The sequence below is a fragment of the Alkalimonas collagenimarina genome (assembly GCF_030717845.1).
Classification (GTDB): Bacteria; Pseudomonadota; Gammaproteobacteria; order Enterobacterales; family Alteromonadaceae; genus Alkalimonas; species Alkalimonas collagenimarina.
This window is the reverse complement of sequence record NZ_JAUZVZ010000004.1, coordinates 116,256-133,099: the sequence shown is the minus strand read 5'-3', so window position 1 is coordinate 133,099 and position 16,844 is coordinate 116,256. Positions and strand designations below refer to the sequence as shown.

The 16,844-nt window shown below is 50.4% G+C and carries 13 protein-coding genes; 11 read left to right on the top strand and 2 right to left on the bottom strand.

What is annotated here, in order from left to right:
• Positions 1–20: 20 nt before the first annotated feature.
• Positions 21–2,717 (bottom strand): cation-transporting P-type ATPase, encoded by a 2,697-nt coding sequence (locus tag Q3O60_RS03885; RefSeq protein WP_305892591.1) that lies wholly within the window; start codon positions 2,715–2,717, stop codon positions 21–23.
• 312 nt (positions 2,718–3,029) lie between these two features.
• Here Q3O60_RS03885 and Q3O60_RS03880 point away from each other — a divergent pair, with 312 nt between their 5' ends.
• The 10 genes from Q3O60_RS03880 to Q3O60_RS03830 all read left to right on the top strand — a co-directional run bounded on the left by Q3O60_RS03880 (position 3,030) and on the right by Q3O60_RS03830 (position 15,963).
• A complete protein-coding gene (locus Q3O60_RS03880; protein WP_305892590.1) occupies positions 3,030–5,714 on the top strand; it encodes a TonB-dependent receptor in 2,685 nt (894 codons plus the stop codon).
• 68 nt (positions 5,715–5,782) lie between these two features.
• Positions 5,783–6,559 carry a family 16 glycosylhydrolase gene (locus Q3O60_RS03875; RefSeq protein WP_305892589.1) on the top strand — a complete coding sequence of 259 codons (777 nt, stop codon included), beginning with the start codon at positions 5,783–5,785 and terminating at the stop codon, positions 6,557–6,559.
• Positions 6,560–6,620: 61 nt separating this feature from the next.
• Positions 6,621–9,188, top strand: coding sequence for a glycoside hydrolase family 3 protein (locus tag Q3O60_RS03870; RefSeq protein WP_305892588.1), 2,568 nt, complete (start codon positions 6,621–6,623; stop codon positions 9,186–9,188).
• A gap of 75 nt (positions 9,189–9,263) precedes the next feature.
• The gene (locus Q3O60_RS03865) at positions 9,264–10,361 is read left to right on the top strand and encodes a sensor histidine kinase (protein WP_305892587.1); all 1,098 of its coding nucleotides are present in this window, start codon (positions 9,264–9,266) and stop codon (positions 10,359–10,361) included.
• A complete protein-coding gene (locus Q3O60_RS03860) occupies positions 10,358–11,149 on the top strand; it encodes a LytR/AlgR family response regulator transcription factor (protein ID WP_305892586.1) in 792 nt (263 codons plus the stop codon). Before Q3O60_RS03865 ends, Q3O60_RS03860 begins: the two co-directional genes overlap by 4 nt.
• A 211-nt stretch (positions 11,150–11,360) precedes the next feature.
• Positions 11,361–12,053 carry a PEP-CTERM sorting domain-containing protein gene (locus tag Q3O60_RS03855; RefSeq protein WP_305892585.1) on the top strand — a complete coding sequence of 231 codons (693 nt, stop codon included), beginning with the start codon at positions 11,361–11,363 and terminating at the stop codon, positions 12,051–12,053.
• Between the two features lie 93 nt (positions 12,054–12,146).
• On the top strand, positions 12,147–12,623 hold the full coding sequence (locus Q3O60_RS03850) for a DUF4124 domain-containing protein (protein WP_305892584.1): 477 nt from the start codon (positions 12,147–12,149) through the stop codon (positions 12,621–12,623).
• 78 nt (positions 12,624–12,701) lie between these two features.
• Positions 12,702–13,472 (top strand): HesA/MoeB/ThiF family protein, encoded by a 771-nt coding sequence (locus tag Q3O60_RS03845; RefSeq protein WP_305892583.1) that lies wholly within the window; start codon positions 12,702–12,704, stop codon positions 13,470–13,472.
• Positions 13,473–13,884: 412 nt separating this feature from the next.
• A complete protein-coding gene (locus Q3O60_RS03835; protein WP_305892649.1) occupies positions 13,885–14,931 on the top strand; it encodes a DUF1852 domain-containing protein in 1,047 nt (348 codons plus the stop codon).
• On the top strand, positions 14,932–15,963 hold the full coding sequence (locus Q3O60_RS03830; protein WP_305892582.1) for a methionine synthase: 1,032 nt from the start codon (positions 14,932–14,934) through the stop codon (positions 15,961–15,963).
• An 89-nt stretch (positions 15,964–16,052) separates the two neighbouring features.
• Here Q3O60_RS03830 and Q3O60_RS03825 read toward each other — a convergent pair whose 3' ends face one another.
• Positions 16,053–16,196 (bottom strand): DUF3096 domain-containing protein, encoded by a 144-nt coding sequence (locus Q3O60_RS03825; protein WP_305892581.1) that lies wholly within the window; start codon positions 16,194–16,196, stop codon positions 16,053–16,055.
• A gap of 147 nt (positions 16,197–16,343) precedes the next feature.
• Between Q3O60_RS03825 and Q3O60_RS03820 the strand changes: the two genes are divergently transcribed.
• Positions 16,344–16,811: a hypothetical protein gene (locus tag Q3O60_RS03820; protein ID WP_305892580.1), complete on the top strand. Its 468-nt coding sequence runs from the start codon at positions 16,344–16,346 to the stop codon at positions 16,809–16,811.
• Positions 16,812–16,844 lie beyond the last annotated feature (33 nt).

Sequence of the window (16,844 nt, the reverse complement as noted above, 5' to 3'; positions counted from 1 at the left end):
GTTTCAATGGCTGAAATTTTTTAGCGCCAGAGCCACTTTTTCTCCAGCTCGATAATCAGCATAATTGCCAGTCCCAGCCCGACTGGGAGCAGCCAGTAGGCAAGCGGTAATGCGCTGGTGCCAAACAATTGCTGCATAAAGGGCAGGTAGACAAAGCCGAGCTGCAACACCAACAGCACCCCCATTGCCAGCCAGGCCATTTTGTTGGCAAACAGCAGGCTAAACTTTAAGCTGCATTCGGTCAGATAGCGGCTGTTGATAAGATAAAACGCCTGCGCCATCACCAGAGTATTGACTGCCAGAGTACGGGCTGTGCTGATATCAACATCGGCAGCGATGGCCCATAAAAACATGAGGATGGACACCCCGCCAATCATCAGCGACACCATACTGATGCGCCACAAAAACATGCCGCTTAAAATAGCTGCTTTTGGATCGCGTGGCGGTCGTTTCATTACCCCTGGCTCGGCTGGCTCAAAAGCCAGTGCCAGAGCTAAGGTCACGGCTACCACCATATTGACCCAGAGGATTTGCACGGGTGTCAGTGGCAGGGTTAAACCAAACATTACCGCCAACAGCATGACCAGCCCCTGGGCTCCATTGGTGGGTAGAATAAACAAGATGGCTTTGCGTAAATTGTCGTAGATGGTGCGACCTTCAGCCACTGCTTTGGCGATGGTACTGAAATTATCATCGGCAAGAACGATATCGGCCGCTTCCTTGGTGGCTTCGGTGCCCTTAATGCCCATGGCGATTCCGACATCGGCCCGTTTGAGCGCTGGGGCATCATTGACGCCATCACCCGTCATGGCGACCACTTCGCCACTGGCCTGCAGTGCTTTGACCAGCCGTAACTTATGCTCCGGGCTGGTTCGGGCAAAGACATTGCCGCGCATGGCCAGCTCTTGCAGCGTTTCATCGCTGGCTGCTTCTATTTCAGCACCCGTCACCACCACCAGCTCGCCATCGCCGGCCAGTGACATGGCTTTACCGATAGCTTCAGCGGTACCGGCATGATCGCCGGTGATCATCTTGACCCGAATGCCGGCTTGATGGCACTGGGCAATGGCTTCAATGGCTTCTGGCCGGGGTGGGTCAATGATGCCGATAAGCCCAATAAACTGCATTCCGGTTAAATCATCAATACCAAGCTCGGTATGGCTGGCCGGTTTTCTGGCAGCAGCCAATACCCTTAGACCCTGGCTGCTCAATGCTTCCAGTTGTTGTTGCCAGTAGGCGCTGTCTAACGGTTCGGTCTCGCCGTCGGCATTCAATTGTTGGTCGCAGCGCTCCAGCAAGCGATCCGGCGCACCCTTAAGCAGAATGTGCTGGCTGCCATCCGGGTGCTGCTCCAGGCTGGCCATAAACTTGTTCTCGGACTCAAAAGGGATCACCGCCAGACGTTGGTAGCTCTCACGTTCAAAGCCAGCTTTTTCTGCCAGACAGAGCAGCGCTCCTTCGGTGGGCTCCCCCTGAACGCCCCAGTGCTCATCCTGTTGGGTTAGCTGGCTGTCGTTGGCCACAGCGACAACTTCAATCAGGGCGGATAATGTCGGCTGCTCAAGTGCATTTACGGCCTTGCCATCCAGCTCAAAAGCCCCTTCGGGCTGATAACCCAGACCGCTGACCTGGTAATTGCCAGTCTGGGTAACGACCTGACTGGCTGTCATCTCATTGCGGGTGAGGGTGCCGGTTTTATCCGAGCAAATCACTGTGATGGAGCCTAAGGTTTCCACGGCATTGAGTTTACGAGTAATGGCATTACGTTGCGCCATTTTTTGTACGCCAAGCGCCAGAGTAATGGTTAAGATGGCCGGTAAGCCTTCCGGAATGGCTGCGACGGCAAAGCCAATGGCTGCCAGAAAGAGCTCGCCGGTGGCAAAATCATGCAGCAGATGGCCAATCAATAGCATCAGCAGTGCCAGAGCAACAATCACCACCGACAGCCACTTACTAAATTGCGCCATCTGGCGGGTTAGCGGCGTTGCAATGGCTTGAACCGACGACAGCATGGCATTGATTTGGCCAATTTCGGTGTTGGCGCCAGTTGCTGTGACCACGGCAGTACCGCGTCCTGCCGCTACCAGAGTGCCGGAAAACGCCATGCAAAAGCGATCGCCAACACCGGCATCGGCGGCTACCGCCTGCGTGTGCTTTTCGGTTGGCACCGACTCGCCGGTCAGCGCTGACTCTTCAATCCGCAGGTTGTTGGTGTCCAGCAAGCGCATATCCGCCGGCACTTTATCGCCGGAGCGAAGGCGCACAATATCGCCAACCACCAATTGATCGGCGTCCACCTGATGCCAGCTGCCATCGCGCTTCACTGTGGCATGCAGAGACAGCATTTTACGGATGCCGGCCAGTGCTTTTTCGGCTTTGCCTTCTTGCACAAAGCCGATGGTGGCGTTAATCAGTACTACCGCCAAAATGACCCAGGTATCCAGCCAGTGACCAAGTAACGCGGTAATAGCTGCTGCTGCCAGCAAAATGTAAATCAGCGTATCGTTAAAGTGCTTGAAAAAGCGTTGCAAGAGGCCAGGTTGAGGTGGTTCTGGCAATGCATTGGCACCATCTTCCCTGAGTCGTTTGGCGACCTCCGCCTTGTTCAGTCCCTCTACGGAGCTTTGATGGCGAACCAGCAACTCCTTGGCTGCTAACGCATGAGCAGGAGAGTGGCCTGATTGCGCTGGGGGGCTTGATGAATCCTTGCTTGACATAGGTTCTCCTGAAAAATCCGCTGGGATAGCCTCAGTCTGACGGCTCTGTAACCAAAGCGCAATGTACTGGATCAAGCTTATGTCATACCCAAACGTGCTTTTATCAGACTGCCCGGCTAAATAAGCAGGTCAGTTGTCGGGTTGTAGTATCTCTAACTCGCCTTACCGAATCTGGCTGGATATTGTTCAGGCAATCCCACTAAATTAGAGCGAATAATAATAACGGTAAAACATCCGTATCTTTGCCTACACCATTTCTTTGCCAATAAAAAAATAACGAGACAAGAAGACAAGAGCCCGGGGAGGGTAGACATGTACAAACTGAACGCAATTACACTAGCTATGTTGATGGCTGGTGCGATGCCTGTCATCGCAGAACAAAGTGGCACCGACAATGACAACCAGCCAGCAGTGGCTGAGAATGATCGTGTTATTGAGGTGATCTCGGTCACAGCTACCAAGCGCAGAACCAAGTTGATGGAAACGCCAGTGGCCATCTCTGTTCTGAGTGAGGAGCAATTACGCCAAAGCGGTATTCATAGCATTAAAGACATGGCTGATTTAGTGCCGGGTTTGGATATTTCCATGGCTACCGATCAAGCGGCTCCGGTTATTACAATGCGTGGTGTGCGATCTACCAATATTACCGAGCTGGGTGACCCTGCGGTTGGTGTGCATTTGGATGGCATCTACTCACCCCGAATGCAGGGGGCTCTGGCGCTGATGTACGATGTAGAGCGTGTTGAGGCATTACGTGGCCCTCAGGGCACGCTTTTTGGCCGCAACTCAACCGTGGGCAGCATCAATGTTCTTTCCGCCAAGCCCGATTTTTCCGGCACCTTTGGCAATCTGAATCTGGAAGCTGGCCGCTTTAATACCCGCAGTGCCGGTGGCTTTCTGAATCTGCCGGTCAATGACGAGTTTGCCATTCGTATTGCTGCCAAAGGCTTGAAGCGCGACTCTTACCTTGAAGGTTATTGGGATCCGAATCAGTACGACACCCGTCGTTTGAGTCCTGAAGTACTGAATGCACCGGTGATTTCAGAAAACTCTTACCAGGGTATTGGCTCCACCGTAACTCAGCGCGAAAACTGGTGGATTGACAGTGCCGGCACCGATCCAGAAGCTCAGCGCGTGCGGGCACTTACTCCAGCCGATAAAAAAGACTTTTACCACAATGCCAATGAGTACTCCTTCCGTATTAGTGCTTTATGGCAACCCCATCATGGCCGCTTTACCAACCATACGGTGTTCCAGCAGTACAGCAACAACAGTGGAGGGACTCTGGATTTGGTGAACTGCGATCAGTTGCGGGGCCGCGCCGACGAGTTTGGTGGTGATTGCGCTTCATTTTTGCCAAGTGACAACACCTACCAGGCGGTGGTGAACGTCCCGGGTGAGCTGAAGCTGGACATTACTTACTTGCGCAACAACCTCAATGTCGATCTTACCGATGAACTCAGCCTGGTGTGGCAACTGGGCTATGAGAACATGGACCGGTCATCGGCTCAAGATAGCGAAGTCGGGCTGGATCCCTGGGATGGCGCCATTTATTTCTTAAAAGGCACCGGCGCTCAATCCTATTCGACCGAGTTGCAGCTGCAATCCGACGAGTTTGGCGATTTGGTTTGGATTGCCGGGGTGAATTATTTCTTTGAAAAAACCTCCACCCTTGGGTATTACGACAACCCAATGGATGACAAAGCATTTTGGGACCAGCCGGATCGCTCTACCAAAGCTTATGCACTGTTCGGGCAGGGTACCTACAAAATAACCGACAATTTACACGGTACTCTGGGCTATCGTTACAGCAATGAAACCAAACAGGATAAAGGCGGCCGAACCTATCGTTGCACCAATGCGGATGGTTGTGCACCTGGCTGGTTTAACCGCACGGTACTAAGCAACCTTCCTGTCGATTATTTCCACGATAGTTCTTTGTACGGCTCTTACTTCGAAAACGACAACAAAGGGCAGTGGAGCAACCATGATTTTCGCCTTGGCCTTGATTACAACCTGAGTCTCGACACCATGCTGTATACCTATCTGGCGTCAGGTTTTAAAGCCGGTGGTATTGGCGATGTGTTCGAGGTAGTGAATGACAGAACCGGGGAAGTGAGCCGTTTTGAAACCCAGTTTGATCCTGAGCAAGTGATCACCTGGGAGCTTGGCGCCAAATCCAGCTTTTTTGATAACTCCCTGAACTTGCAAGCGGCATTTTTCTATACCGATTACACAGACATGCAGTACGCTTCGGTTGGTTCTATTGGCAACGTTGAGCGTTTGTCACCGGTAGAAGATGAGAATGGCAACCCGATTCTGGGGGACGATGGTCAGCCCATTCTGGAGTTTCGCAACCGGCCGGTGATTGCGTATTTCACCCAAAACGTGCCGGATGCTGTGATCAAAGGCTTAGAGTTGGAGTTCGATTGGAAACCTTATCCAAGTGGCCGCTTTACCGGTTATGCCACCTGGACCCATGCCCGGATTACCAAAGATTGGATCACCAAGTGGGACTATGATCCCGAGTATCTGTTTAATCTGACGTATGAGGATTCGATCGACCCGGAAAATACGTTGCTGACCACCAACCTCAAAGGCAACGATCTGGCCATGACGCCTCGCTTCAGCGCCAATCTCAGCTACACACACAGTGTGGATTTGGGGCGATTTGGCCATGTGCATGGCTGGTTTAACTGGAACTGGAAAGCATCTTCTTACACCACAATCTGGAATCTGGACAAGCACCTGGATGATATGGATTTTGTCGTACCGGATGAAGCCGCGCTTTATATTAGCGACAAACGAGGTGCTTACAGTATGTTAAATGCCGCGCTTAAGTACGAGCCACAAAGCCAGGTTTGGTATGCCGAGGTCTTTGTCAGCAATGCCACCAACGAACTGGTGCAGTACTGGAACAATACCGGCAAAGGTATTCCGAAAGGCAGCTTTGGTATGCCTCGCCATTACGGTATCCGGGCCGGTTTTAACTTCTAAGTGACCAGATTGCCTGTCGGCTATGCCTTACGCAGGCGTGCTGGCAGGTCAGGAATGAGGAACGAATCATGAAACAACACACGCTTGGGACGCTGCTTGCGCTGGGTCTGAGTTTTTCAGCTGTATCGCAGGCGGATTACTTTCGGGATGACTTTAGCTGGGGCATTAACGGCAACATCTGGTTTGCTCGTGTTGGTGATAATGGCAGTCCTTTTGGCTGTACCTTTTCACCCAATATGATCACACCCAGCTCTCATGGTATTACGCTGGCGCTTGAGCAGGGCCAGTGCTCAGAGCTGCAAAGCCGTAACAGTTATCGCCATGGCCGGGTACAAGGCTCACTCAAAACCGGCAATACGCCGGGCACGGTTGCTTCCATCTTCACTTATACCTCCTGGTGGGATGAACCAGAGCGGGCCTGGCAAGAGATTGACATAGAGTTTTTGCCATCGCTTGGTAATGTGGTGCATACCAATGTGATTTACCAGCCGTACGATGGGGAATATCAGAGTTGGGAGCAAGACATTGACCTCACCCCTTATGGTCTGAATATTCAACAGAATTTGCTGACCATCGGTTTTGAGTGGGGTGAACAACAGATCCGTTGGTTTGTCTATGATGCTGATGGCTTTGAGCAAACTATTCGCACTGTTTATAAAGCTTCTGGCACCGGACCATTGGCTGCTGATCAAATTCCGGCCTATGCCTGGCCAGTGGATCACGCCAAAATCATGATCAATCACTGGCATGGCGATAATTCCGAGGAGGCTGGTTATTTCCCGGGCCATTACTCAGGTGAAGCGGCCTGGGCCTATTACGACTTTATTGAATACATCCCTCATTAAACGAAGACTCTGGCTGTCGTCGCCAAGTGTGGCGGTGGCAGTCGGTTGCAAGGATCCTGTTATGTCATTTTTTCCAAAGCGATTTACCCCGACCATCGTGACTTTGAGTACCGTGTTGGTCGCTGCAAGCTGTTTTGCTTCTGGTGAGGATAGCGCCAGCTGGCCTCGCGTGCCGTCGGCGCTGCAAATCGATCCTGTCATCGAGCAGAAAATTGATAGCCTGCTTGCTGAAATGACCATTGAGCAGAAAGTTGCTCAGCTCATTCAGCCTGAAATCGGTTATCTGACGGTTGAACACATGCGCCAATACGGCTTTGGGTCTTACCTCAATGGTGGCAATACCGCCCCTTACGGTAACAAGCGGGCCGATGTGGCAACCTGGCTGCAGCTGGCTGATGCCATGTACCTTGCGTCGATTGATAGTAGCCTCGATGGCAGCAGTATTCCAACCATCTGGGGCACCGATGCGATGCATGGCCACAGCAATGTGTATGGCGCGACCTTATTTCCACACAATATTGGGTTGGGTGCTGCCCGTGATCCGGAGCTGATCCGCATGATTGGCGAAGCTACTGCCAAAGAAGTGGCAGTCACTGGCATTGAGTGGACCTTTGCACCGACGGTAGCAGTAGTGCGGGATGACCGTTGGGGCCGCACCTATGAAAGCTATTCGGAAGATCCTGAAATTGTGGCAGATTATGCTGGCCCAATGGTCACCGGCTTGCAGGGAGAGCTTGGCGAAAGTTTCCTGCAAAAGCATTACCGTATTGCAACTGCCAAGCATTTTATTGGCGATGGAGGCACTGAGAATGGCCTTGACCGCGGCGATACTCTGCTGGATGAAACCCGCTTGCGTGAGATCCATGCCGCGGGTTATTACACGGCGATAGCTACCGGTGTGCAATCGGTGATGGCATCTTTTAACAGCTGGAACGGCAAGCGGGTGCACGGTGATCACTATTTGCTGACCGAAGTCCTGAAAAATCAGATGGGTTTTGATGGCTTTGTGATCAGCGATTGGAATGCGCATAAATTTGTCGATGGCTGCGATCTGGAGCAGTGCGCTGCCGCTTTCAATGCTGGCGTGGATGTGATGATGGTACCGGAGCATTTCGAAGCCTTTTACCACAACACAGTGCAGCAGGTGAACGACGGGTTGATCCCGCTGGATCGTATTGATGATGCAGTTCGCCGCTTTTTACGGGCAAAAATTCGCTGGGGTGCCTTTAGCCGGGGGAAGCCATCCGACAGGCCCGAGTCGTTACAAACGCAGTGGTTCAATGCGCCTGAGCACCGTGAGCTGGCTCGGCGTGCTGTGCGCCAATCGCTGGTGCTGCTGAAAAACAATGAGCAACTGCTGCCGATAGCTCCAAACAGCCGGGTGTTGATTGCCGGAGACGGTGCGGATAATATCGCCAAGCAAGCCGGGGGCTGGAGTGTGTCCTGGCAGGGCACTGACAACACCAATGCCGATTTCCCGAATGCCACCTCCATCTATCAGGGGTTGCACCAGCAGATCACGGCGGCTGGTGGTTCGGCCGAGCTCAGTGTCGACGGCCAATTTGATGTGAAACCGGATGTTGCCATCGTGGTGATTGGCGAAGAGCCTTACGCAGAGTGGTACGGCGATATTCAGAGGTTGGAGTACCAGTATGGCGGCAAGCAGGATTTAGCGCTGTTACAGCGCTTACAGGCGCAAGACATCCCGGTAGTGACCGTATTTATCAGTGGTCGGCCGCTCTGGGTCAATAAAGAATTGAATGCATCCGATGCTTTCGTTGCGGCCTGGTTGCCGGGATCGGAAGGTCAGGGCATTGCTGATGTGCTGCTGCGCAGCAAAGATGGCACTATCCAGTACGATTTTAGCGGCAAGCTCAGCTTTTCCTGGCCGAAATACGATGACCAATTTTTGCTGAATGTGCACGATGACGATTATGATCCGCTCTTTGCCTATGGCTATGGCTTGGCATACGCCGACAATGTTACGCTTGAGCCCTTGCATGAAGAGACTAGCCCTGCTTCTGAATCCACTGCCAGTGATGGTGTGCTGCTTTTTGTGCGCAATTTGGCCGATGGTTTGCTTTGGCGTCTGAGCGATAGCAGCGGTGAAGAGGTGACAACCCGGGCTTCCTCTGCGGTGAGTGCTGATGGACGAAGTGTTTCGATGCAATCGGTGAATCTGGCCTATCAGGAAGATGGCCGTAAGTTTGTCTGGAGTACAGACCAACACCATGCTTCGGCCAGCTTGCAGTTCAGCAGCCCTGAGTTGGTTAGTAAGGACCGTAACGCTCAACTGCTGCAAATGAGCATTCGGATGGATCAGGCACCGATGGCCTCGACAGCAAAGGCTTCAGTGCAGCTGGATCTGTTGTGTCAACAGTCCTATTGTGCGCGTTCGGAGTCTTTGTTGCCGCTTCTTGCTGGCCTTAAGCGTGGGCAATGGTATACGATTGCATGGCCGCTTTCTTGTGACAATAAGGCGCAAGTTGGTGATGAGCAAGCAGAGACTCGCATGGTGGAAGAACTGCTACGCTTCAACGCCAGCGGTGAGTTTAGTCTGGCCATTGCAGAGGTTGCTCTGGTTGCAACAGCGAATGAGTCTGCTTTGCTGCAGCAATGCCCACTGTAAATTGATACCCACCCGGAAACAACGTTTCCGGGTGGGCGAAACGGTACAAAGGTGAACTTCAACGGATGACGCAAGGTGATTAAACTCGAGTCCAAGGATCAGTTATTCTGGCTGTGTCAATGCTCAGGCTGGGCAGCCTATGCGCTGCTGACTGAGTTACTGATAAAAATACCGGGACCAGAGCCCTGGAGCATCCATTTAGGGCACTTGCTGCTCGATACCAGTTGTGGTTTTGGCATCACTTTGTTGCTGCGGCAACTCTACTCTAGAGCAAGAAAACAGAGCGTGCGGCTGAGCATCGTGCTGCATCTTGGTTGCCTGCTGGCTGCCTCCTTGCTCTGGACCCAGTTCAAATGGATCACCCTGCAATGGTTTTATGGTAGTTGGTGGCAACCCATGACTTGGTTTGATTTCGGCACCTGGACTTCTGCCTCTTTAACCATGTTGGCAACCTGGACCGCGGGGTATTACGGCATCAAGATTTATCTTGATAATGTTGAACAGCGCCACAAAGCGGCAGAAGCCATGCACCTTGCCAAGGAATCACAGCTTAAAATGTTGCGCTATCAGTTGAATCCACACTTTATGTTCAACAGCATCAATGCCATTTGCACCCTCATTTTAAAACAACATAACAGTCAGGCGGTCGGTATGCTGGAAAAACTGTGCGATCTACTGCGTTACAGTTTGTACACTGATCCGCTGGCTAAAATCACTGTGCAAGAAGAAAAGGCCATTTTGCAAACCTATGTTGATATTGAGCAGTGCCGTTTCCAAAGCCATGTGAATGTACATATCCACAGCGAAAGTGCCTGTGAGCATTTACTGATCCCATCCTTATTGCTACAACCACTGGTTGAGAATGCCCTAAAACATGGCATGGGCTCGCAAAGTGTGATTGAGATCTCAGTGGCATTTCGTTGCCTGGACGAGCAACTGGAGATAGAAATTTGCGATAACGGTACCGGCTTTGATGGCCCATGTTCTGAGCAGGGGGGGATTGGTATGAAAAATTGTCAGGAACGTTTACAGCTGATCTATCCGGAACGCAGTGAATTTCGTTGCGGTAACCAACCTGAGGGAGGGGCTTGGATCCGTATTCGGTTGCCTCGGGAGCCAGCAACTGAGCAAGCACAAGCATCGCCGCCTGTCTCGGTAAGAGAGCAAGCATGAATACCCTAAAAACGCTGTTGGTGGACGATGAACCAAGCGCTATTGAAGGTCTGGCGATTCGGCTCTCGGCTTTTGCTCAGATAGACATCATTGGTCAGGCAAGGCAGGTGGATGCTGCATTGGCATTGATTAATGAGTTCTCGCCAGATTTGATTTTCCTTGATATAGAAATGCCGGGAAAATCTGGTTTTGAGTTGGTCAAGCAACTGCAACCGGAAGCCTGCCCGGCTATTGTGTTTGTGACTGCGTTTCATCAGTACGCGGTACAAGCTTTTGAGGTAAGGGCACTGGATTACTTATTAAAGCCGGTTAAAACCGAGCGGCTGGCTGAAGCCATCGCCAGAGTCAGCCATAGCTTGTACCGACCTGCCAGCAAACAACAGATACTGGCTGCAGTGGATGTGCTGCAGCGTGGCGAGCAGCAATCGCCAGCAGATCCAGAACAAAGCTACTCCATCCAGCAGGACAAGCTAGTGATACAGGATGGTCATCAGCCAGTGCAGTTGATCCCCTATACCGATATTCTGTGGATAGATGCTGCTGGCGATTACATGTGTGTACACACTCAGAAGGATACTTTTGTGATGCGGGCGCGGATGAAAAGCCTGATCAAAGAAACGCTGCCAGCCAGTTTTTTGCGGATCCATAAATCTACTATCGTCAATCTTAAGCACATTACGCGATTAGAGCCGCTCAGCAACTCTGAATATCATGCCATCCTCAGTAACCACAAAGTACTGAAAGTCAGCCGCACCTTCAGCCGTGAACTTAAATCGATATTAACATAAAGTAAACGTAAATTAGCATTGCTTCATGCTGTGTAGTTCTTGTACAATGGCATCGTTTGCAAAAGCAACTTAGCAATGCAAACTGATTTTGCAGTGTAGTTTGTTGTTCTGCCGTCAGGACCCGCCTCATTGCCATCTCGTTCCGACATAGCTTGGAACTCACTATATAGTTATGGATTAAGATTTTATTATCTGACAAGGAGAGATTCAGATGAAACTTCGCTTTTGCGTTACCGCCGCTACCTTACTTGCCACATCAATGATAAGCCAACAGGCCAGTGCCAGCTTAATGCTGGATGCATCTTATCAGGGACTTTCTGGCCAGAATGTGCAGGTGGTCAATAATGGACAGAGCCGCACTGTGCAAGCTGGTTTGATGCAGTTTAATCTGGCGAGCAATACCAACACCAGCGTACTGCCTTTTGACAGCAATGGATTATCGATTGAGGCATTCTGTGTCGAGTTCACTCAGGATGTAAAATCCGGTTGGCAAAGCTACAGTCTTGTTGAGACTGCACAGGTATTCAGCTCTGCTCAGTCGCAGGCCATTGAGCGTTTGTACACGGCTTATCATGATCAGGTCGGCACTCAAAGTAGTAATGCTGCGTTTCAGCTGGCGCTATGGGAAGTTGTACATGAAACCAGTACCAATTGGAGTTTGTCCGATGGCGACTTCAAGCTTTCGTCGATGAATGGTGCTGGCAACCTGGCCAATGGTTGGTTATCGAGCCTTGATAGCATTGAAAGTCAGTTCAATCTGTACGTACTGACTAATGCTGACTCACAAAATCAGTTGGTGTTTTCTGGTGTGCCACTGAATACCACGACTCCAGTTCCAGTTCCGGCAACTTTGGGATTGTTTGGCTTAGGTGCGTTATTGTTACTGCGCCGTCGCAAAAACTGATTGAATCGCAGAGGTACTTTGCTGCCTCTGCTTACTTTATCTAAGGTTAAAGCTGGGTTAAAATGATTTAACTTGAATTGATGAAGCCCTCTGATGACCGCATCCCCATTTAGACTGACCTTACTTGCACTGCTGCTTCATTCATCCTTCGTATCTGCCAGTGTCTATCGCTGTGTGATTGATGGTGTTACTACCTTTAGTCAAACGCCTTGTGCTGACGATGCTGAAGAAATGCGAGGTTATGATACTTCCCCGACCCGTACTCCTTCAGAACCTACTGCAGCGACTTCAGCTCAGGATACCTTAGCTGAAATTAATTCAGATGTACGCCAGCGTAACTTGAACCGACAAATTCAGCAGTTGGAGCAACGACTGACCCGGTTGCAAAACGACTATGAAACCGAATTTGTTGAGCTGACTGGAGAGCCGTTGCCTGAAGGCGATAGCATGACGGCTTATCCACTTGGGCTGGCACAAGAAATTTCAGCACTACGAAACCGCTACAATGCTGAAATCAAGAAAGTGAGAGACGAGCTCGCTCAGCGTAGAAAAGAATTAAGTGATATTTGAGTTCTACTCTGGTACCTCATCCTAAATGAGTCACTCCATCAGCGGTCAATGAAAATCAGCGGATGCAATTGACAATCTATGAGCAAAATACCAACAGAACTGACTAGAGCCCAAAGCTTGCGTTACAGCCGCCATCTTATGCTTCCCGCTATGGATTTTCACGGGCAGGAAGCTTTGTTAGCCGCCCGTGTTTTGCAGATTGGTGTGGGGGGATTGGGTTGTGCTGCCGCGTCCTATCTGGTGGCCAGTGGTGTGGGTACGTTAACCTTGGTGGATGATGACCAGATTGATCACAGTAATTTGCAGCGTCAGGTGCTGTTTCGTGAAAAGGATATTGGTGCGCTAAAAGCGGTAACGGCAGTTCAGCAGTTGCAAGGCATGAATCAGGATGTGCAGTTGAATGCGCTGACCGAGCGGTTGGACAGTGAGACTTTGCACACCATGCTAGCGGAGTATGATCTGGTACTGGATTGTACGGACAATCTGGCCACACGCAATGCCATCAATGCAGCTTGTTTTAACACCTCAACGCCATTGGTCTCAGGCGCTGCCATACGGCTGGAAGGGCAGGTGGCCTGCTTTCCGATGGACGGCAAGCATGCCTGCTATCAGTGTTTAAGCCAACTATTTGGTGAGCAGCAGCTCAGTTGCATGGAGTCGGGAGTTCTCTCACCCTTGGTTGGCGTGATTGGCAGCATGCAGGCGCTGGAAGCAATTAAAATACTGGCCAGGCTCGGCACACCAGCCTTTGGTCGCTTGCAGTTGTTTGATGGGCTCCAAGGTCAGTGGCAAAGCTTTATACTGTCAGCCGATCCTAACTGTCTGGTGTGTGGGGGAAAAGCTGACTAATGCTGAGATGTTTCGCGTAGAGCGGCTTCAAGCTGTTTGGTAGCCGTGCCCCGTAGCGAGCGTGAAGCCGGTAGTTGCATTGTTTGCTATAACGGTGCTGGGTACCATACAGGTATATCTACTCATTTGCTGAAAGCCTGGCGGGTGTGTTGATGGTGGGTGGCCTAAAATGGCTTCGCAAAGTCGAAGCCATACTTCAGATACTCCGCTTAATCACTTCATGAAGATTTTTCATGTGGCACATGAAATAACACCATTTTCCTTCCACTACATTTGTGCGTATAACACACTCATGGTCACCGATTAGATGTCCAGACATCTAAAATTGACATCCGACGCACTGGCATCGAACAGGTGCAAGCAACAAGGTTTGTACTTAGCAAATCAGCAGCAGACAACTGGATAGTGGAAAATTATGAACAACTTTACATTTACCATAAAAAGCATTGCTTTTGACGAAAATTATCAGCCAGCCGACAATACACGTATCACCACCAACTTTGCGAATTTAGCCAGAGGGGCCAGCCGCCAGCAAAATCTGCGCAAGACCTTAGCCATGATCAACCGTCGTTTTAATGATCTGGCGCAGTGGGATAACGCAACCGCAGATCGTTATGCTGTGCAGCTGGACATTATTTCAGTTGATATCAACATCGAAGACAAAGACCATTCGTTCCCTGCCATTGAAGTACTAAAAACCAGCATGATTGACCGCAAAACCAAGCAACGGATTGAAGGCATTGTCGGCAATAACTTTTCTTCGTATGTCCGGGATTATGATTTCAGCGTTGTGCTGCTAGAGCATAACAAAAATCAGTCCAAATTCAGTATTCCGGATGACTTTGGCGAGTTGCACGGCAAGCTCTTTCAATGCTTTGTCAGTTCACAGGAATACCGACATCACTTTAATAAGCCGCCGGTTATTTGCCTGAGTGTCTCCGACAATAAAACCTATCACCGTACCGGCAATCAGCACCCGGTGTTGGGGATTGAATATCAGCCCGACGACAGCTCGTTAACCGAGCAGTACTTCAAAAAAATGGGCTTGAATGTGCGCTACTTTATGCCGGCTCAAAGCGCTGCGCCGCTGGCCTTTTATTTCTTTGGCGATTTGCTCAATGACTACAGCAATCTTGAGTTGATTGGCACCATCAGCACCATGGAAACCTTTCAAAAAATATACCGGCCAGAAATTTACAATGCCCATGCCGCGGCAGGAGCCAGCTATCGGCCCAATTTGAAAAACCCAGAGCATGCACCAACCGACATCGTTTACGACCGGGAAGAACGAAGCCGGCTTGCGGTGGAGCAGGGTCGGTTTGCGCAAGAGCATTTTATCAAACCACATCAGAGCCTGCTTGAGCAATGGGCTGCACAGTACTCTTTTTCAGCTGGACCTTTTTCACAAGCATCTTTTTCACCAGCATCTTTTTCACCAATACAACGGGCGATCGCATAAATGAATAAATTACTCCCCACTTCAACCGCTGGCAGTTTACCCAAGCCATCCTGGCTGGCTCAGCCTGAAACACTTTGGTCTCCCTGGAAATTGCAGGGCCAGGAATTAACCGATGGTAAACAAGACGCGCTGCGTGTGGCGTTGCAAGAGCAGCAACTGGCAGGCCTTGATATTGTCAGTGACGGCGAGCAATCGCGCCAACACTTTGTCACCACCTTTATTGAGCATCTGGACGGTGTGGATTTTGCCAAACGTGAACTGGTCCGTATTCGTAATCGTTATGAAGCCAGCGTGCCCACAGTGGTGGGGGCGGTCAGCCGGCAAAAGCCGGTGTTTGTTGACGATGCGCGTTTTTTACGCCAGCAAACCAAACAACCGATCAAATGGGCGCTGCCAGGCCCAATGACCATGATAGATACCCTGTACGATGGCCATTACAAAAGCCGCGAAAAACTGGCCTTTGAGTTTGCCAAAATTCTCAATCAAGAAGCCAAAGAACTAGTGGCGGCCGGGGTGGATATTATTCAGTTTGATGAACCAGCTTTTAATGTGTTTTTTGACGAGGTCAATGACTGGGGCATTGCTGCTTTAGAGCAAGCGATAGCAGGCCTTCAATGCGAAACCGCCGTTCATATTTGCTATGGCTATGGCATAAAAGCCAATACCGACTGGAAACAAACCCTGGGATCCGAATGGCGCCAGTACGAAGCCGTGTTTCCTAAACTAAAAACCTCAGCCATCGATATCATCTCGCTGGAATGCCACAATTCCCATGTTCCCATGGACTTGCTGGAACTTATTCGCGGTAAAAAAGTGATGGTAGGCGCCATTGACGTGGCAAGCCATAGCATTGAAACACCGGAGGAGGTTGCAGCTACGCTTCGCCAAGCCCTGCAGTTTGTCGATGCCGACAAACTCTACCCATGCACCAACTGCGGCATGGCACCGCTACCGCGCCAGATAGCACGCGGTAAGCTTCAGGCTTTAACGGCGGGGGCAGATATCGTACGCCGGGAGCTCGAAATCAGTTAAGTATCTGCTTGGCTTCAGGTGTACCACTCTTCGGCTCTGGTGGTATTGCATGCGTTGTCGGCATTCTCCGCCTAAGCCGGGCCGCCTCACTATAACTTCAGCCCCAAAATCTGAATGACGCCTATAGCGATCAGATAAATAGCCACAACATAGTTTAAAAGCTTGGGTTTGATCAGTATTAAAATACCGGCAATGATGGAGAGTACTGGAATCAGGGTAATATGCAGAGTCATAATCCTATCCTTTTATGGTGGAGCTGAGTGAGGTAATGTTAGTGGGTTCACTTTACTGGAGTTACAACAGCATTGTGCGACCTTGCGGAGAGTATAGCAATAGCATCGGGTCACTCATATTATGTTATGTTCTAAAAGGTTTGTAGTATGTCTGTAAGGTTTCTTGTTATTGCAGTGGTTTTAATTGCGCTGTCGGCGTGTGCTGAACGGAGCATTGATATCATTGATCGGGATGGAAAAATAGTGGGTGGTTGTATTGCCGGATACGATTGGCACCTCTATGGAGTACAAGACTCAATTGATTATATGCTTTATCAATGTGCAAAAGAGTCGATCGCGATGGGGTATTCTGTAAGCGATAGCTCACTCCTTGAAAAGGACTTTTCTCTTCCAGAGCCACCAGAGGGTAAGCCGTGGAATAAGGCATTAGCCATGGAGCATTATAAGAAAGGCCACATGACAGAAAGACAGTTAGGCTATGTACTTGCGGAGATTGAATACAGCTACCGAAAAACAGTCACGGCAGCTGAAGATGACTTGTCTGAGGGGAAAATAGATCAGGCTCAATTCAATCAAATAGACAGAAAAGCCAGATTTGAGTGGCTTGGTAAGTAAAGCAGATAACACATTCAGAGCGCCTGCTTTACG